Genomic DNA, 17,432 nt, shown 5'->3' with positions numbered 1-17,432 from the left:
CCTAGTGCACCACTATGGGCTGGAAACCCTCGGCGCGGAGCGCGCTCAGGACCTGCTCGCAGTGCTCGTGGCCCTTGGTTTCCAGGTTGACGGTGATGGAGACGTCGCCCATGCTGATTGACCCGCCCACCCGGGTATGGTCCAGCCCGGTGACGTTTGCGTCGTTCTCGGCGATGATCCGGGCGATGGTGGCAAGCGAACCCGGCCTGTCGTCCAGCATCATGCGGACGGTCATGTAACGCCCGGCTGCGGAGAGGCCCCGCTGGATGACTTTAAGCATCAGCATGGGGTCGATGTTGCCGCCCGAGAGGACCACGGCCGTGGTGCCCGGGTTCTCGATCTTGCCGTCCATGAGTGCGGCCACACCTACAGCGCCGGCAGGCTCCACCACCATCTTCGCGCGCTCCAGGAGGAAAATCAGCGCACGTGCCAGAGAGTCTTCGCTGACCGTTACGACGTCGTCCACCAGTTCACGGATGATGCTGAAGGGAAGCTGCCCCGGGCGGCCGACGGCAATGCCGTCGGCCATGGTGGACACCTTTTTCAACGGAACGAGTGCATCGGCAGCAAGTGAGGGCGGATACGCAGCAGCGTTCTCCGCCTGCACGCCGATGATACGGATCTCCCGGCCCAGTTCCCTGGCCCGGGCTTTGATGGCGACGGCGACACCCGCCAGGAGTCCCCCGCCGCCCACGCCCATCAGCACGGTGTCAACGTTGGGTACCTGCTCCAGGATTTCGAGTCCCAGCGTGCCTTGGCCTGCGACGACATCCACGTTGTCGAACGGGTGGACGAAGACAGTTCCGGTTTCGTTGCTGTACCGCTGGGCTTCGGCGAGCGCTTCGTCGACATTGTGCCCGTGCAGGATAACTTCTGCCCCGTGGCTGCGGGTGGCAGCCAGTTTCGGCAGGGCTACTCCCAGGGGCATGTAGATGCGGGCTTTGATCCCGAGGCTCTTGGCTGCCACGGCCACACCCTGGGCGTGGTTGCCTGCGGACGCGGCCACCACGCCGCGCTTTTTCTCTTCCGGGGACAGCCGCGCCATCCGCACGTAGGCGCCGCGGACCTTGAACGATCCTGCCCGCTGGAGGTTTTCGCATTTGAAGTAGACGTCCCCGCCGACGAGGGCACCCAGCGCCCGTGATGATTCCACCGGGGTCCGCGCAATAATCCCGTCGAGCAGCTTCTGCGCCTCCAGGACATCGTCCAGCGTGACGGGAAGGGTTTCAAGGATGTTCACGGACTAATCTCCTCTGGATTTCGGCCCCGGCGCCGCGTCGTTGGAACGGGCGCCAGGTTGTTCTGCGTCGGTGCTGGCTGCGGCGTCCTTGCCGCCTTTGAGGGCGTCCGGCGGGTCGACACGCGTAATGGTGTTGTCCGGGCCGGCGCCGGCAGCCACCGAGCCTGCAGGTGATGCCAACACCTGTTCATGTTCCCACGTTCTGGCGGCGATGTAGCGAACGGCCGAATTTGCGACGGCGAGAATGGGCACCGAGAACAGCGCTCCCGGAATTCCGGCCAGGTAGGAACCGGCCGCTACCGAGAGGATCACTGCCACCGGATGCAGGGCTACCGCCTTGCCCATCACGAGTGGCTGAAGGATGTGGCTTTCCAGCTGCTGGACTAGCAGCACGATTCCGAGCATAACAAGGGCGTTGATGGGGCCGTTGGCTACCAGCGCGAGCAGTACTGCGATGGCACCGGTCACCAGGGCGCCAACGATCGGGATAAACGAACCTATAAACACCAGCACACTCAGGGGCAGCGCCAGCGGGACGCCGATAATCGCCGCACCCAGGCCGATGCCCACAGCATCCACGAAGGCCACAAACATCTGGATACGGGCATAGCTGACCATCGAAGCCCAGCCCTTGCGCCCGGCCCCGAACGTCGCCGCCCGCGCCTTCCGTGGCAGCAGCCGGACGAGGAACGCCCAGATCCGGTCACCCTCGAGCAGGAAAAAGATGAGGACGAAGAGCGCAAGGACCAATCCCGCAGCGAAATGTCCTGCGCTGCTGCCAAAGGACAGTGCCCCGCTGAGGATATTGCTGGTGTTGTCCTGCAGCGCCGTACTGGCCTCCTGCAGGTACTTATCGATCTGGTCGGCCGTCAGGTGGAGGGGCCCCTCGGACAACCAGTTCTGGATCTGCCGGATACCGGTCAGCGCTTCGGACCAGAGTTCCCCGAAGCCCGCGACCAGTTGCCTGCCCACCAGCGCCAGCGATCCGCCGATCAGGCCCAGGAAGCCCACCACCGTGATGGCCACAGCAGCGCCACCCGGGACCCGGCGGCGTTTCAGCCAGCCCACCACAGGGCTCAGCAGGCCGGCCAGGAGGGCGGCGACCATTACCGGGATGATGAGGAAACTGATTCCCCGCAGCAGCCATACCAGGGCGCCGCCCACAAGGAGGATGAGTCCCAGGCGCCAGGCCCATGATGCGGCGATGCGCACTCCGTAGGGAATGTCCTTGTCCAGTTCACGGTCCGTCAGGACGCGCAGCGGCGGCGTCCCGCTTGCCGGTGCAGCGGATGGTTGCCGTACGGGAAGTTGAGGGTCGGGCGAAACGGGATCCTCGGCTGGCGTCATAGCCTAATAATTCCCCAGCCACGGCCTAATGGGAAACTGCTAGCCGGCGGCACCGGAACTGTAGTCGATACCCCACGACATCGTGAAGGATTCCCCCGGCTGCAGCCAGCGGAGGCCGTCGCCGGAGTTGAACGCATTGGCGGGACCGGTCATGGGTTCAACAGCCACCGCGCGGCTGCGGCCCGGGTACAGGGTACTGACATAGACGTGGACGTACTGGCAGGATTCGTCCTGCCAGAGGCTCACCTGCCGGCCGTCCGGAGCCGCCAGAGTGTGCCGTGCCTTCCCCCCTTCGAACTGCAGGCCGGTCAGGGCGACGTCCACGTTCAGCGGGGCAACATGCAGACCCGCCCGGAAGTCGGTGTCACCCTCGACGGGTGCGCTGCCGCGCGGAATGAGGCGCTCGTCTGCCAGCAACTGGGTGTCAGCGGACACGGTCAACACCAGTTCCTCAACTGCGGTGTCCCCCAGCCGCAGATACGGGTGGGCACCCAGGACGAACGGCGCCGCCTTTTTGGAATCGTTGGCCAGCGTCTGGCGGACAACAAGGCCGAGGTCTTCGGTGAGGAGGTACTGCACCCGGTGGCGCGCCAGGAAGGGGTAACCGTGCTGGGGAAAAATGGTGGCCTCGAGCGTAACGGAATGTTCGGACTCATCAACCAGCGCGTAGGAGGCGTTGCGGAGGAGTCCGTGGCTTGCGTTGTTGCGTGCCACCTCGGTGATGGCCAGCTGCTGCTTCTTGCCGTCCAGGAACCAGGTGCCGTCTTCAACGCGATTGGCCCACGGCGCAAGCGTGATCCCTGACCCGCCGGGCGGGATCTCATCGTCGCCGTACGTTTCCGTCAGCTGGACGCCGGACCTGCTGAACAAGCGGAGTCCGGCGGCCAGTTCGGTGACCACTGCCAAGGCGTCTCCCCGGCGGAGTTCGTACTGCCGGCCGGTGGCATACGCCCGGTAGCCTGAAGCGACGCTGGTTTCGAGGGGTGAATCGGAAGTCATGAGCAATACCGTACAGCGCGGCCCGGCTGCATGCATTCAAGACTTGTTGCATTTTGTTAGTTTCTATTCCTTTTTGGGCGAACCGTGGCACAATGGTGTTAAGTTGCAGCGATACCAACAGGACGGGTTTCATGACGGGAATTACCAGCACCAGGCTCTCCGATGGCAGGGAGCTGATCTATTTTGACGACGCCCATGCCTCCAAAGCGCGGACCGCTGACACAACCACTGACCACCGTGCCCTGCCTCCCAGGGGCGAGCCGGGTGAGGTCCGCTTCGATGCCCTCACCGATGAATGGGTGGCGGTAGCAGCCCACCGCCAAAGCCGCACCCACCTCCCGCCCGCAGACCAATGCCCGATCTGCCCCACCACGGCCAGCAATCCATCGGAGATACCGGCTGACGACTACGACGTCGTGGTGTTCGAAAACCGCTTCCCGTCCCTCGGTCCCGCTCTCGGCACCGTGCCCGCGGAAGCGGCCTGGGGAACAACGGGCCCGGCTTACGGCCGCTGCGAAGTGGTGGCGTTCACCCCGGCACACACCGGGTCCTTCAGCGGTCTGAGTGAAGCCCGCTCCCGCACAGTGATTGAGGCATGGGCGCAGCGCACCGCTGCCCTGAGTGCCCTGCCGGGAATCAAACAGGTTTTCCCTTTCGAAAACCGTGGCGCGGATATCGGCGTCACTCTCCACCATCCCCACGGCCAGATCTATGCCTACCCCTACGTGACCCCGCGCGCCGGCGTCCTCGGCGCCGCTGCCCGGAAGTTCTTCGACGCGGCGGACGGCCGTGAAACTCTCACCGGCTCACTGCTGCGCTCTGAACGCGAGGACGGCAGCCGGATGGTCATGGAAGGCGAAAACTTCAGCGCCTACGTCCCGTTTGCGGCGCGCTGGCCGCTCGAGATCCACCTGGTTCCGCACCGCCAGGTTCCGGACCTGGCGGCGCTGAGCGGGGAGGAAAAGGATGAACTGGCGCACGTCTACCTTGATCTGCTCAAGCGGCTGGATGCCCTCTACCCCACACCCACGCCGTACATCTCCGCATGGCACCAGGCCCCGCTGGACGCACTGCTGCGTCCCGCAAGCTATCTCCACCTCCAGCTGACGTCGCCGCGGCGTGCCGCCGACAAGCTCAAGTTCCTCGCGGGGTCGGAGGCAGCCATGGGAGCCTTTATCAATGACACCACCCCGGAAAGCGTGGCGGAGCGCCTGCGCAATGTCACCGTTCCAGCTTCAACACCCTCCCCGGCTGCCTTTCGGGCAGCCCTGCCCGAAGGAGCCCCCGCTTGAGTGCCGCATCTGACCCGCTGACCGCACCGGAAAGCACTGCTGTCGAAGACCTCGCCGCCCGGTTTACCCGGGAGTTCGGCGGGGTCGCGGCGGGAGTCTGGCAGGCGCCGGGGCGGGTGAACCTTATCGGGGAGCACACGGACTACAACGAGGGTTTTGTCCTGCCTTTCGCCATCGACCGGACAGCCCGCGTGGCGGTAGCCGTCCGCCCTGACAACACCGTGCGGCTCTTGTCCACCTACGGCGACCAGGGCGTGGTCACCACGTCGCTGGATTCCCTGCAGCCTGGTTCGGCCAAGGGCTGGACCAAATATCCGCTGGGCGTTATGTGGGCGCTCCGGCAGCGGGGCATCGGTGTTCCGGGCGTTGACCTGCTGCTGGACTCGAACGTCCCGCTGGGCGCTGGGCTTTCCTCCTCCCACGCCATCGAGTGCGCCGTCATCTCCGCCTTGAACGAACTGACCGGCGCAGGGCTGGAAGCCGAGGACATGGTCCTCGCCACACAGCAGGCCGAAAACGACTTCGTGGGTGCGCCCACGGGAATCATGGACCAGTCCGCCTCGCTGCGGGGGTCAAAGGGCCACGCCGTGTTCCTGGACTGCAGGGACCAGCATGTCAGCCTGGTTCCGTTTGAGACGGAACCGGCAGACCTGGTGATGCTGGTCATTGACACCAAGGTGTCCCATTCGCATGCCGACGGCGGCTACGCTTCGCGCCGGGCATCCTGCGAGCTGGGGGCTGAGGTTTTGGGAGTGAAGGCACTGCGTGACGTGCAGGTGGCCGACCTCGAGGAGGCAGCCGGGCTGCTGGACGAAGTGACGTTCCGCCGGGTGCGCCACGTGGTCACCGAGAATGACCGCGTCCTCCAGACTGTGGACCTCCTCGCGGGCCAGGGGCCGGCGGCGATCGGCCCCCTCCTGGACGCGAGCCACGCCTCCATGCGCGATGACTTTGAAATCTCCTGCCCCGAACTGGACTTGGCCGTGGAGGCTTCGCGCGCGAATGGAGCCATTGGTGCCCGGATGACCGGCGGCGGGTTTGGCGGCGCCGCCATTGCTCTCACTCCGGTCGGCGCGGAGCAAAAGGTGCGCGACGCCGTCGTCCAGGCTTTCGCCGGTGCCGGCTTCACCGCACCTGACATCTTCACGGTGACGCCGGCGGCGGGCGCCATACGGATCGCCTAGGTCCGACACAACGGCTGAGGGCCCCACCGGAAGGTGGGGCCCTCAGCTTTTGCGGCTTTACCGCAGGAGGCGTCCGACGGCGGGACGCCGCTTTTGCGGTTAGTCGTCCCCGCGCAGGATGGCGAGCAGGCGGATGATTTCCACGTACAGCCACACGAGGGTGACGGTGAGGCCGAAGGCCGCCGTCCACGAGAAGCGCTGCGGAGCGCCGCTGCGGACGCCCGCTTCGATGCTGGTGAAGTCCATGATCAGCGAGAAGGCTGCGAGGCCAATGGCAAGCAGGCCGATGAAAACACCCAGCGGAATGCCGAAGATTTCGATCTCGGTGCGCAGGCCGAAAGGCGACTGGACCGCGCCGGTCCACATCATCACCATGTTGATCAGTGCAAAGACCGCGTAGCCGATGACAGCAATCATAAAGAACCGCATGGCCTTGGGCGTGGCGCGGACCTTGCCGCTCTTGAACAGAACGAGGGTCACGGCGAACACGGACAGGGTGCCGATCACTGCCTGCAGGCCAACGCCCGGGAACTGCGCGTCGAGGATACGGGTCAGGCCGCCGAGGAAGAGGCCTTCCAGTCCGGCGTAAGCGAGGATGAGGGCCGGTGAAGGCTGCTTTTTGAAAGTGTTGACCAGTGCCAGGACGAAGCCGCCCAGTGCGCCCACGATCATTAAAAGCGAAGCAAGGCCCATGCTGACGAACATGGTGACGGCGGCACCGGCAACCACGACGCCAAGGCAGGCCGCCGTCTTGACGATGACGGCGTCGAACGTCATCCGGCCGGTGTCAGCCGGACCCGCCGCAGGCTGGTTGTACATCTGCTGCAGCTGCGCGTCGGTCATGGGCTGCTGCCCGTAGCCCTGCTGGCCGTAGGGCGCCTGGCCGTAAGGAGCCTGGCCATACGGCTGCTGGCCATAAGGAGCCTGGCCATAGGGAGCCTGCGGGACAGGCGGTGCCTGGGTGGCTCCACGGAAGCTTTTTCCGTTGAAGATCGGGTTGCCGCCAAGTGCCATTGCGGGATTCCTCCATTGATGGGATGTGTTTGTGAACCTTATGGTTTACGCTACCAATTTTCACGTCGCGGCACCGCTAAAAGTTCCCTGCTGCCGCGGGTGCAACCCAACCGTGACGTGCCGAAACCGCACTGAGGGTGGGCGACCAGAGCTCACTGGCCGGTCGGGACGTCCGGGAAGCACCGTGGCTCAACAAAGGTTTCCTCCTGCTCTCCCACGGTTTCGGGCCCACGGTACACCGCAGTTGTTACCTGATCGCTATGCTGACGCCTCCAATCAGGGCATTTATAGGTTCTTCCGCGCTGTAGCATAAGCCAAGCAGGGTGACGGAACTCACATGCGTGGCGGGTGCAGGGCGTTATGGCATCATCCCAGCCCTGCATCCGTTCGCAGCGGCTGCAATGGCGCAGCCGAGACCGCCCCCAAGTGGAGGTTTTCAATTTGAGAAGTACATCCCAAGGCCTGCCGGCCGGAGGACGCCGCGGGTTGCTAAGACTTTTGGGAGCCATCAGCGCCTCCATCCTGGCAATCCTCCTCGTGGCGGCCCCGGCATCCCAGGCCACTTCCCCCTCACCGACACCATCCCCGTCGAACCAAACCTTCCAGAACAACATCAGCGGATTTCTCCGTGACGATACCCGTGCACCGCTGGCGGACGTGACCATCACCGCCAAGAGCGGCGACTTCACCGGTACCACCAAGTCGTCCGCCAACGGGTCCTGGAGCATTGGGGTGCCCGAGCAGGGGACCTACACGGTGGAGCTGGACGAATCGACCCTGCCTGAGGGCATTACCCTGGCCGAGGGCCAGGAGAATCCCCGTGACGTCACGTTCAGCCAGACGTCCAATCTGTCGGTCATCTTCGCCTTCGGCAAAGGCATCGTGGTCCAGGAGCAGGACTTCGGACAAAACCTGCTCAACCGGCTCGTGGCCGGATTGAGTTTTGGGCTGCTGCTGGCGCTGGCGTCCGTAGGCCTCTCGCTCATCTTCGGTACCACAGGACTGACCAACTTCGCCCACGGCGAGATGGTCACCCTCGGTGCGGTACTGGTGTTTGCCTTCAATGCGATCGGCCTTCCGTTCTGGCTGGCCATCATCCTCTCCCTGCTGGGCGGCGGGTTGTTCGGCTACGTCCAGGACAGGGGGCTGTGGCGGCCCCTGCGTCGCCGCGGCACCAGCTTGGTGCCAATGATGATCGTCAGTATCGGCCTTGCCCTTGCCGTGCGGTATGTCATCCAGTTCTTCTTCGGCGGGGCCACCCAACAGCTGCCGTTCGCCCAAAGCCCTGAGATTCAGCTCGGCCCGGTATCCATATCACCCAACAACCTCTGGTCCCTGGGCATCAGCGCGGTGGTCATCGCCCTCATCGGCATCGTGCTGCTGAAAACCAGGCTGGGCAAAGCCACCCGCGCGGTGGCGGACAACCCCGCCCTCGCTGCGGCGTCGGGAATCGACGTCGACGGCGTGGTCCGGCTGGTCTGGATCACCGGCGGCATGCTGGCCTCGCTCGGCGGCATCCTGTGGGCCTATTACCGTCCAGGCGTCACGTTCGACATGGGCTCCGCCATCCTGCTGCTGATCTTTGCCGGCGTAACCCTCGGCGGGCTCGGCACCGTTTTCGGCGCCCTGATCGGTTCAATCATCGTCGGCATCTTTGTGGAGCTGACCACCGTGTTCGGCCTCGCTGCCGACCTCAAATATGTGGGAGCCCTGTTCATCATGATCGTTGTCCTCTTGTTCCGGCCGCAGGGAATCCTGGGCCGACGCGAGCGCGTGGGTTAGGAGACAGCCATGGACTTTGGATTCATTCTTGCCAGTGCCGCCACTGAGATTTTCAGCCCGACGACGGCCGCCTACGCCCTGGCCGCACTCGGCCTCGCGGTACATTTCGGGTACTCAGGGCTGCTCAACTTCGGCCAGGCGGGCTTTATGGCCGTAGGTGCCTATGGCTTCGCGATCTCCACCCTCAGCTTCGGCGTCCCGTTCTTCGTTGGGCTGCTGATTGCCGTCATTGCCTCGGCCATTTTTGCGCTGCTGCTTGGCATCCCCACCCTGAGGCTCCGTGCCGACTACCTGGCCATCGTCACCATTGCGGCGGCCGAAATCGTGCGGTACATCGTCACCACCAACCAGCTCACTTCGGTCACCGGATCGGCCAACGGCCTGGCGGCCTTCGAGGGCGGGTTCTACTCCATGAACCCGTTCCCTGAAGGCTCCTACTTCGGCATGAACAACCGTGACTTCTTTATCCGCGTGGTGGGATGGGCGCTGGTGGTCATCTGCTGCACGCTCGTGTGGCTGTTGATGCGCAGCCCTTGGGGCCGGGTGCTCAAAGGCATCCGCGAAGACGAGAACGCCGTACGCTCGCTGGGCAAGAACGTCTACGCCTACAAGATGCAGGCCCTTATCATCGGCGGCGTGCTGGGCGCCCTCGCCGGCATGGTCTTCACGCTTCCCCGCGGAGCGGTACAACCGGCAAACTACGGAACGGAACTTACGTTCTTCCTCTATACCTGCCTCCTGCTTGGTGGCATGGCCACGGTCCTCGGACCGGTCATCGGCGCCATGATCTTCTGGGTGGTTTTGTCCTTGACCCAGGGGATCCTCTATGGCCTGATCGAATCAGGTGCCGTTACGTGGCTTAACACGGTCCAGGCCGGGCAGCTGCGCTACATCCTGGTTGGTGTCGCCCTCATGCTGCTGATGATCTTCAGGCCGCAGGGCGTCTTCGGAAACAAGAAGGAGCTGGCGTTCGCATGAGCAAGCACAGTGAAGAAATCACCACCCCACGGGCCGGGGAACCGGACTACATGACAGACACCCGTCCCATAGCTGCCGGCGAAACCGCTCCCGGGTGCAAGAAGCGGGACCCTATCGTCGTGGCCGAAAACGTCACCCGGAGCTTCGGCGGCATCAATGCGGTGGACGTTGAGTACCTCGAGATCCCCCGCCATAAGATCACTGCACTCATTGGCCCCAACGGAGCCGGCAAAACCACCCTCTTCAACCTGCTGACGGGTTTTGATACGCCCAACAGCGGCAAATGGCAGTTCGAAGGCCAGAGCCTGGCCGGGGTGTCCCCGTACAAGGTGGCGCGGATGGGAATGGTGCGCACGTTCCAGCTCACCAAGGTCATGGGCAAGCTCACCGTGATGGAGAACATGCGCCTCGGCGCGGCAAACCAGCCCGGTGAAAGCCTCGCCAAGGCCCTGTTCAAGGGAATCTGGGGCGGCAGGGAAAAGCAAATTACTGCCGAAGCGGATGTCCTGCTGGAGAAGTTCAAGCTCGACGCCAAAAAGGACGACTACGCGGCTTCCCTTTCCGGCGGGCAGCGCAAGCTCCTGGAGATGGCACGCTCCCTCATGGTCCGGCCCAAGCTTGTGATGCTTGATGAGCCCATGGCAGGCGTTAATCCCGCGCTGACGCAGTCCCTGCTGGACCACATCAAGAACCTCAAAGCCGAAGGCATGACGGTCCTCTTCGTCGAACACGACATGCACATGGTCCGGCACATCGCCGACTGGGTGGTGGTCATGGCTGAAGGAAAGGTGGTTGCCGAAGGTCCTCCCGGGGAGGTCATGAAGAACCCCGCAGTCATCGACGCCTACCTGGGCGCCCACCACGACGTTGACCTTGGAGACTCCGAGGGCATCAAGGAGCTGGCAGCGGAACTCGTGGCTGATGAGGAATCCATCGTTGGAACAGAAAATGCGGGCATCATCGCGGTGGACGTAGTGGCCGCAGAGGGCGGCGAACCTGCCCGCAGCGACGACGGCGGGCCACAGCGCGAACAACCCCGCGGCCGCCACGGAAGCACGGAGACCGGCAGCGCAGAGAAGGATGGCCAATGAGCAGCACCAGCACGGCACCCGCCGCACAGCCAGTCAGCGACAGCGACTCGGTGGTTAAGGTCACCGATCTTGTGGCCGGTTACCTTCCCGGGGTCAATATCCTGAACGGCTGCAGCATCGAGGCCCGCAAAGGTGAACTGATCGGCATCATCGGGCCCAACGGAGCCGGCAAGTCCACACTGCTGAAAGCGATGTTCGGCCTCGTCAAGGTTCATTCCGGAACAGTAATTGTGCGTGGGCAGGACATCACCGGGCTGAAAGCGAACAAACTCGTGTCCCGGGGCGTAGGTTTCGTTCCGCAAACCAACAACGTGTTCGCCACCCTCACCATCGAGGAAAACCTGCAGATGGGAATGTTCCAGCGGCCCAAGGACTTCGCGGAGCGGTTCGACTTCGTCACCGGCCTGTTTCCTGAACTCGGCAAGCGCCGCGCCCAGCGCGCCGGCTCCCTCTCAGGCGGCGAGCGCCAGATGGTGGCCATGGGCAGGGCACTGATGATGGATCCGGCGGTGCTGCTGCTCGACGAACCGTCCGCGGGCCTTTCCCCCGTCAAGCAAGACGAAACCTTCCTGCGTGTGCACGAGATCAACCGCGCCGGCGTCTCGGTGATCATGGTGGAACAGAACGCCCGGCGGTGCCTCCAGATCTGCGACCGCGGCTACGTCCTGGACCAGGGCAGGGATGCCTACACCGGCACGGGACGCGAACTCATGAAGGACCCCAAGGTCATTCAGCTGTATCTGGGCACGCTGGCCGATACGGTCGAGTAACAACAAAAGGCCACATACAAAGAGCCCCTGTCCGGCTGGACAGGGGCTCTTTGGTGTATCAGGAGTAGTGATTACAGCTTGCCGAACTCTGACTGGAGGGGTTTGAGCTTGTTGTCGTTGGTGTACTCGTAGATGCCGATGTAGGCCTCGGTCGGGTCACCGGCGTCGGAGAACGTCACGGGGCCGGACTGGCCGTCGTAATCGATGTCCTTGCCCTCGCGCAGCAGGGTGACGCAGGAGGGGAAGCTGGTGCACTTCTCCCCGGCCTCCGAGACTCCCTTGAGCTGCTTGGCGATTTCAGGGCCGCTGGTGCTTCCGGCAGCTTCAGCCGCCAGCGCGATCAGGTTCACGGCATCGTAGGATTCACCACCGTAGGTGAAGTCCTTCAGCGCCGGGTCCACTTCAAGAAGCTTCTTGGTGAAGGATTCGTTGGCAAACGTTCCCGGGAAGGTGCCGTGGGCTCCGAGCATGGTGCCTGCCTGGAAGTCCTTGCTGTAATCCGAGGTGTTGCCGTCCACCAGGAACATCTGGGTGGGCTTTACGCCCTTGCCGGTCATCAGCGGAACGATGCTCTTGGCCTGGTCGAAAGTGATCAGGGCGATGGCATCGGGCTTGGCTGCGATGACCTTGTCCACCTGGCTGCTGAACTGGGTATCGCCCTCATTGAACAGCTCCTCGGCGACGACCTTGCCACCGGCCGATTCGAAGGCTGCCTTGATGTTGGTCGCGAGCCCCGTGCCGTAGGCGTCATTCAGGACGATCATGCCGACCGTCTGGGCGCCACAGGTGGCCATGTAGTTGCCCAGGACCTTGCCCTGGAGAACGTCCGACGGCGCTGTGCGCCAGTACAGGTCCTTGTCATCCCACGTGGTGAAGTCCGGTGAGGTGTTGGCGGGAGAGAACTGGAGCACGTTGGCGCCCGTGATCTGGTTGATGACCGTCTTGGAGACGCCGGAGGAGGCTGCACCGATGATGGCGTTGACGCCCTGGCCGAGCAAAGCTGCTGTGGACTGGGTTGCGATGTCCGTCTTGGTGTCACCGGAGTCGCGGTGTACCACTTCAACGGGCTTACCGAGGACGCCGCCGGCGTCGTTGACTTCCTTGACACCGAGGTTAACGCCCGCGATTTCCGGCGGGCCGAGGTACGCCAGCGAACCCGTGGTGGGCAGGAGGGAGCCGAGCTTCAGCGCAGTCTCGGTTGTGCCCTTGGACGGTGGGACCGCGCCGCCCGCGCCAGTGGGCTGGGCGGTGCTTCCACCGGTGGAGCCGGGGGCAGGGCAGGCAATTCCTGCCGCCGAACCGGTGGCGGTTTCGGACGCCGTGGGTGTGGACGAACCGCCGCAAGCCGTTGCCATAAAGGCGACGCCGATGCCAAGCACTGTCAGCTTGGCAACGCGGGTTCCCGCCTGGGGGAATAAAGTCATTTACGAGCTCCTCGATCTAAAGGTGCGAACGGCCTTTGACACGAAAAATCAGGTGTTCCTGATTTAGCTTCAAGCTAGTGCATATCCAGGGCGAAGATAAGTGACTGAGGTCACATCCTTATAACAGTCGTTGCATATGTGGAATTAAATGCGGGAAGCCGCCCGCGCAGCGGACGGCTTCCTCTGTCACCCGGCGCTCTGCGCCAGGTTCTGCCAAGTACCCCAGGTGGGACTCGAACCCACAACACGCGGATTTTAAGTCCGCTGCCTCTGCCAATTGGGCTACTGGGGCAACGGCTCAATGGCATCCCGTCAGAGGCGCGTGAACGGTTCGGCATACCGGAAGGTCCCCCGGACCCCGCCATGCCACAGCGCGAGCGGCAGAAGCTGGAAATAATCACCCCACGCCTCCTCCGGCGGGAGCACACCCATGGTGGCGGCCGGGACGAAACCGAAACGGGAGTAGTAGTCGGGGCTGCCCAGCAGAGCGATGCCGATCTCCCCCGCAGCGTTCGCCCTCTCGATGCTCTCCTTCATCAGGGCAGTGCCGATGCCCTGCCTTTGGAGCCGCGGCGTGACTCCAAGAGGGCCCAGGCCCAAGAGTTCCTGGTCCCCCGCCCACCCGCGGGTGCTGATCACGTGCCCCACCACCTGGCCGTCAAGCACCGCAACGACGCTGAGCCCGGGGAGGTACTCCTCGGCGTCAAAGAGCTCCCGGAGCACGTTGACTTCAACCGGTTCCCCGTCCGCCGGGAGCCCGGTGGCCGGGGAGATGGCGAAGGCGTCCGCTGTCAGGGCGAGGATCGCGTCCCGGTCGGCTGGAGTCTCGTCGCGCAGCACCAGCCCGGGCGGGGGCAGCTGCCCATGATCCTGAACCTGCCCCCGCCCGGAGAGTTCAGCCAGCACCCCAAGGGCGCGTCCGGCGTCGGCCACCGGCACGAGCAGGTGGTCGTGATGGAACCCGGCCAGGACGTTGCAGCTGATTCTCGCATCCGTGAGGGCCTTGCTCACGGCGGCAGTCAATCCGACGGCTTCCAGTGCCGAGTGGATCTGCAACGTGATCCACGCGGCGACGAAGTCGTAGGACAGCCCTTCCTTGTCCGCCTCGGCACGGGGCAGGACCACAGTAAGGCCCTCTGCTTCCCTGACCGCCGCTTCGATTCCGGGCGCCAGCGGCCGTCCATGCGGCCACAGGACGTAAACGTATTCGCCCGGCCGCCGCACCGGGTGCATCCCTGCCAGCAGGGCCTGAAGGTTCATCTCGCCAGTCATGCTGCCCAGTCTAGAAGGCGCGGCAGCGGGCTGCCCGGTAAGCAGCCGCTATCAGGCTGCCGGGCAAACGCAAACGGCGGCCATCCCCGGAAGGGGACAGCCGCCGTCGTGCATTAAAGCCGGGCCGGTCTATTTGGCGTTGGCCGTAACCGATTCCTTGGAGTCCACCGCAGTGGAACCGGAGCCGCCGGCCACCGGGGCAGGGGCGCCGGGCGCGGCGGCAGCGGGCGCGGCGGCCGGCTTCGGAGCCGGGGTAGCTGCGGCCACGAAAGCACCGCGCGGGTTGTCCAGGTCCATCAGCTGCGTGGTGTCGCGGCCTGCGAAGAAGCTGATGATCCAGTTGAAGATCACCCGGAACTTGCGCTCGAACGTGGGCATGGCCATGCCGTGGTAGCCGCGGTGCGCGAGCCAGGCGAGTCCGCCCTTGAGCCCGATGCTGCCCACAAGATTGATGTTGGCAACGCCCTTCCACTCACCGAAGCCGGCAACAGCGCCCAGGTTCTTGTGCTTGTAGTCCTTCAGCGGCTTGTCCCAGCGGGAGGCCCAAAGGTTCTTGGCGAGGCGCTTCGCCTGGCGGAGCGCGTGCTGGGCGTTGGGGACGCAGGTACCGTCCGGGAGGCCCTTGCCGGTGAGGTCGGGAACGGCGGCGACGTCCCCTGCTGCCCAGGCGTTGTCGATGATGCCTTCATCGCCGGCAACCCGGAGGTCCGGCAGGACGCGGACGCGGCCGCGCGGTTCGAGCGGGAAGTCGGTGGACCGGACCATGGGGTTGGCCTGCACGCCGGCGGTCCACACGAGGGTGTCCGTTTCGAACTCCTGCGCGGGGGTCTTGTCCGGGAGGTTAATGAGCTTGAGGCTGCCCTCAGCGTTGTCCAGGGACGTGTTGAGGAGTACCTCGATGCCGCGGCTGCGGAGGTGCTCCACAACCCATTCCGCCTGCTTGGCGGTAACTTCGGGCATGATCCGGCCCATGGCTTCAACCAGGACGAAGCGGACTTCCTCCTGCTTGATGCGCGGGTTGTTCCGAACGGCGGCACGGGCAAGGTCCTCCATCTCGGTGATGCACTCGATGCCGGCAAACCCGCCGCCCACCACAACAAAGGTGAGGGCCTTGGCTCGGGCTGCGGGGTCGGTCATCGTGGAGGCAACTTCGATGCGCTCCAGGACCTTGTTGCGGAGGGCAACAGCTTCCTCGATGGTCTTCAGGCCGATGCCCTTGTCCGCGAGGCCCTTGATGGGGAACGTGCGGGTGATGGCACCTGCCGCCATCACAACGTCGAAGTAGGGAACCTCGAAGTGCGCACCGCCGTCGGCGGGAGCCACCACAGCCGTGCGGTTGGCGTGGTCGATCGAGGTCACGCGGCCCTGGATCAGTTCGGTCTGCTTGAGGTGCTGGCGGTGGGAGACCACAGCGTGGCGCGCCTCGATGTTGCCGCCGGCCACCTCGGGCAGGAACGGCTGGTAGGTCATGTAGGGCAGTGGATCCACGAGGGTGACGATGCCACCGGCATTCGCGATCTTCTTCTGCAGTTTGAGTGCTACGTACAGGCCGACGTACCCGCCGCCGACGACGAGTACCCTGGGACGGTCCTGGAGCTCTGGGGTGGTTGCCATAGTTTAAGGATACAGCAGTTTGTGAAAATCTTCACTAACTGCCGGACAGGCTTCCCGCCTCAGGTTTCCGGCTGGATTCGACGCTGTCCATCACGCCGGTGTCAGGCTCTTCCGCCACCGCTCCCGGGCTCCTCGCCGCCCGCCGGAGTTGAACGACGGCTGCCGCGATGATCGCCACGAACAAGAGGCTGAAACCGATCACGACGGCGGCGCCGAGGGCAGTGTCCCGCTGCGACGGCGGCTTGGCCGCGGGCACGGTGGCCTCCGGCAGGGTAGGCACGGCGCTGGGGACTTCCGAGGTAGGCAGCGGGGCGGGGGTGGCGAGGTTACCCCGCCGGTGAACGCGGATCCATTCCGCAATGGAGCCAAGCGGGTTGGCGCCTGCCTCCGGAACGTTGCCCTTCAAAGCCGCCTCGGCATCGAGCACACCGAAGCCGTACAGGGGGTCCTTGCCGGGTGCTCCGGCGTCCTTTGCAGTCGTAACAATCCTGTTGATGACCTGCTTTGCGGACATCTCCGGCCACTTGGACCGGATCAGCGCCGCAACGCCGGAGACAATGGGCGTCGCACCCGAGGTGCCTGCCCATTCCGCATAGCTGCCGCCGGGAAGACCGCCCAGCAGGTTTTCAGCGGGCGCCGCAACCCCGATGCTGATTCCCTGGGAGGATGCGTCAACGCTGGCTGCGCCCTTGCGGTCCACGCCGGCGACGGTGAGGACGCCGGGAATGGTGGCAGGAGCGCCCACCTGCGTGTTGCCACCCACCCGGTTGCCAGCCGCTGCCACGATCACGACGTCTTTTTGCTCTGCGTAGAGAAAGGCGGCGTCCCAGCTTTGCGGCCACTCCGTCGTGGTGCTGCCCAGGGAAATGTTGATGACCTTTGCACCGTTGTCCACCGCCCAGCGGACAGCCTCGGGAATCTGGTCCTGGTCGCTTTTACCCGAGGGATTCGCTGAGCCCAGCCAGGTGGAAACCGCAAGGATCTGGGCCTCCGGGGCCACGCCTATGATTCCGTCGGGGGGAACAGCTGCGGGGCCGGGTGTTGGACTGGCAGTGGCGTCCGCGGGCTGATGGCCCCGTCCGGCAAGCATGGTGGCCACGAGGGTGCCGTGTTCAGTCTTGGAGCCCACACCTTTTTGGCCGTTGGGCTGCCCCGAACCGGAGGCGTCGTAGCCGCCGGCAACTGCTCCCTTAAGGTCGGGATGCTGGGCGTCCACGCCGCTGTCGATGACGGCAACTTTCACGCCGGCGCCCTTGGAAACCTCCCAGGCCTTGGTGATGCCGGACTCGCCCAGCCAGTACTGCTTGTCGCGCCATTCATCCGCGTGGGCTGCCGGGGCGGTGAGAAGACCGGTGACAAGGCAGCCGCCGGCCAGGACCAGCGCGAGCAGTGCTGCGCCGGCCCGTTCAAGCGGTTGCATTCCAG

The 17,432-nt window shown here is 64.5% G+C and carries 14 protein-coding genes and 1 tRNA gene; 6 read left to right on the top strand and 9 right to left on the bottom strand.

Features of this window, described 5'->3' with window-relative positions:
* Position 1: 1 nt before the first annotated feature.
* From ilvA to M8J71_RS04635, 3 genes are read right to left on the bottom strand one after another with little or no spacing between them, the layout of a single operon-like run.
* Positions 2–1,240, bottom strand: a complete 1,239-nt coding sequence (gene ilvA / locus M8J71_RS04645) for a threonine ammonia-lyase (RefSeq protein WP_256246820.1) — start codon at positions 1,238–1,240, stop codon at positions 2–4.
* Between the two features lie 3 nt (positions 1,241–1,243).
* Positions 1,244–2,587, bottom strand: coding sequence for an AI-2E family transporter (locus M8J71_RS04640; RefSeq protein ID WP_256246819.1), 1,344 nt, complete (start codon positions 2,585–2,587; stop codon positions 1,244–1,246).
* A 39-nt stretch (positions 2,588–2,626) separates the two neighbouring features.
* Entirely contained in the window at positions 2,627–3,586 is a 960-nt protein-coding gene (locus M8J71_RS04635) for an aldose 1-epimerase family protein (protein WP_256246818.1), read from the bottom strand.
* A gap of 131 nt (positions 3,587–3,717) precedes the next feature.
* Between M8J71_RS04635 and galT the strand changes: the two genes are divergently transcribed.
* Both galT and galK read left to right on the top strand, forming a co-directional pair.
* Positions 3,718–4,878 (top strand): galactose-1-phosphate uridylyltransferase, encoded by a 1,161-nt coding sequence (gene galT, locus M8J71_RS04630; protein ID WP_256246817.1) that lies wholly within the window; start codon positions 3,718–3,720, stop codon positions 4,876–4,878.
* Positions 4,875–6,062 carry a galactokinase gene (gene galK / locus M8J71_RS04625; RefSeq protein WP_256246816.1) on the top strand — a complete coding sequence of 396 codons (1,188 nt, stop codon included), beginning with the start codon at positions 4,875–4,877 and terminating at the stop codon, positions 6,060–6,062. The genes galT and galK overlap by 4 nt, the downstream gene beginning before the upstream one ends.
* A gap of 99 nt (positions 6,063–6,161) precedes the next feature.
* Here galK and M8J71_RS04620 read toward each other — a convergent pair whose 3' ends face one another.
* The gene (locus M8J71_RS04620; RefSeq protein WP_256246815.1) at positions 6,162–7,076 is read right to left on the bottom strand and encodes a Bax inhibitor-1/YccA family membrane protein; all 915 of its coding nucleotides are present in this window, start codon (positions 7,074–7,076) and stop codon (positions 6,162–6,164) included.
* Between the two features lie 486 nt (positions 7,077–7,562).
* Here M8J71_RS04620 and M8J71_RS04615 point away from each other — a divergent pair, with 486 nt between their 5' ends.
* Genes M8J71_RS04615 through M8J71_RS04600 form a run of 4 tightly spaced genes read left to right on the top strand, consistent with a single transcriptional unit; the run spans position 7,563 to position 11,697 of the window.
* On the top strand, positions 7,563–8,858 hold the full coding sequence (locus M8J71_RS04615; protein ID WP_374114816.1) for a branched-chain amino acid ABC transporter permease: 1,296 nt from the start codon (positions 7,563–7,565) through the stop codon (positions 8,856–8,858).
* 9 nt (positions 8,859–8,867) lie between these two features.
* Positions 8,868–9,836, top strand: a complete 969-nt coding sequence (locus M8J71_RS04610; RefSeq protein ID WP_163164254.1) for a branched-chain amino acid ABC transporter permease — start codon at positions 8,868–8,870, stop codon at positions 9,834–9,836.
* On the top strand, positions 9,833–10,927 hold the full coding sequence (locus M8J71_RS04605; RefSeq protein ID WP_256246814.1) for an ABC transporter ATP-binding protein: 1,095 nt from the start codon (positions 9,833–9,835) through the stop codon (positions 10,925–10,927). The genes M8J71_RS04610 and M8J71_RS04605 overlap by 4 nt, the downstream gene beginning before the upstream one ends.
* Entirely contained in the window at positions 10,924–11,697 is a 774-nt protein-coding gene (locus M8J71_RS04600) for an ABC transporter ATP-binding protein (RefSeq protein WP_163164253.1), read from the top strand. Before M8J71_RS04605 ends, M8J71_RS04600 begins: the two co-directional genes overlap by 4 nt.
* A gap of 71 nt (positions 11,698–11,768) precedes the next feature.
* On the opposite strand, the gene M8J71_RS04595 is transcribed toward M8J71_RS04600, so the two are convergent.
* From M8J71_RS04595 to M8J71_RS04575, 5 genes are all read right to left on the bottom strand, one after another.
* Positions 11,769–13,121, bottom strand: coding sequence for an ABC transporter substrate-binding protein (locus M8J71_RS04595; protein ID WP_256246813.1), 1,353 nt, complete (start codon positions 13,119–13,121; stop codon positions 11,769–11,771).
* Positions 13,122–13,339: 218 nt separating this feature from the next.
* A tRNA-Leu gene (locus tag M8J71_RS04590) sits at positions 13,340–13,413 on the bottom strand.
* A 20-nt stretch (positions 13,414–13,433) separates the two neighbouring features.
* A complete protein-coding gene (locus tag M8J71_RS04585) occupies positions 13,434–14,393 on the bottom strand; it encodes an N-acetyltransferase (protein ID WP_256246812.1) in 960 nt (319 codons plus the stop codon).
* Between the two features lie 129 nt (positions 14,394–14,522).
* On the bottom strand, positions 14,523–16,007 hold the full coding sequence (locus M8J71_RS04580; protein WP_256246811.1) for an NAD(P)/FAD-dependent oxidoreductase: 1,485 nt from the start codon (positions 16,005–16,007) through the stop codon (positions 14,523–14,525).
* 34 nt (positions 16,008–16,041) lie between these two features.
* Positions 16,042–17,427 carry a S8 family serine peptidase gene (locus M8J71_RS04575; protein ID WP_256246810.1) on the bottom strand — a complete coding sequence of 462 codons (1,386 nt, stop codon included), beginning with the start codon at positions 17,425–17,427 and terminating at the stop codon, positions 16,042–16,044.
* Positions 17,428–17,432: the final 5 nt, after the last annotated feature.

The sequence above is a fragment of the Pseudarthrobacter sp. R1 genome, assembly GCF_024494415.1.
Taxonomy (GTDB): Bacteria; Actinomycetota; Actinomycetes; order Actinomycetales; family Micrococcaceae; genus Arthrobacter.
Note: the sequence above shows the minus strand (reverse complement) of the source record. Positions and strands in the feature narration are given on the sequence as shown.

What these genes read in the sequence shown, in the direction of transcription:
- M8J71_RS04580 (WP_256246811.1), bottom strand. Translation starts at nt 16,007, where the DNA reads ATGGCAACCACCCCAGAGCTCCAGGACCGTCCCAGGGTACTCGTCGTC.
- M8J71_RS04600 (WP_163164253.1), top strand. Translation starts at nt 10,924, where the DNA reads ATGAGCAGCACCAGCACGGCACCCGCCGCACAGCCAGTCAGCGACAGC.
- M8J71_RS04595 (WP_256246813.1), bottom strand. Translation starts at nt 13,121, where the DNA reads ATGACTTTATTCCCCCAGGCGGGAACCCGCGTTGCCAAGCTGACAGTG.
- M8J71_RS04620 (WP_256246815.1), bottom strand. Translation starts at nt 7,076, where the DNA reads ATGGCACTTGGCGGCAACCCGATCTTCAACGGAAAAAGCTTCCGTGGA.
- M8J71_RS04610 (WP_163164254.1), top strand. Translation starts at nt 8,868, where the DNA reads ATGGACTTTGGATTCATTCTTGCCAGTGCCGCCACTGAGATTTTCAGC.
- M8J71_RS04605 (WP_256246814.1), top strand. Translation starts at nt 9,833, where the DNA reads ATGAGCAAGCACAGTGAAGAAATCACCACCCCACGGGCCGGGGAACCG.
- M8J71_RS04635 (WP_256246818.1), bottom strand. Translation starts at nt 3,586, where the DNA reads ATGACTTCCGATTCACCCCTCGAAACCAGCGTCGCTTCAGGCTACCGG.
- M8J71_RS04640 (WP_256246819.1), bottom strand. Translation starts at nt 2,587, where the DNA reads ATGACGCCAGCCGAGGATCCCGTTTCGCCCGACCCTCAACTTCCCGTA.
- galT (WP_256246817.1), top strand. Translation starts at nt 3,718, where the DNA reads ATGACGGGAATTACCAGCACCAGGCTCTCCGATGGCAGGGAGCTGATC.
- M8J71_RS04585 (WP_256246812.1), bottom strand. Translation starts at nt 14,393, where the DNA reads ATGACTGGCGAGATGAACCTTCAGGCCCTGCTGGCAGGGATGCACCCG.
- M8J71_RS04575 (WP_256246810.1), bottom strand. Translation starts at nt 17,427, where the DNA reads ATGCAACCGCTTGAACGGGCCGGCGCAGCACTGCTCGCGCTGGTCCTG.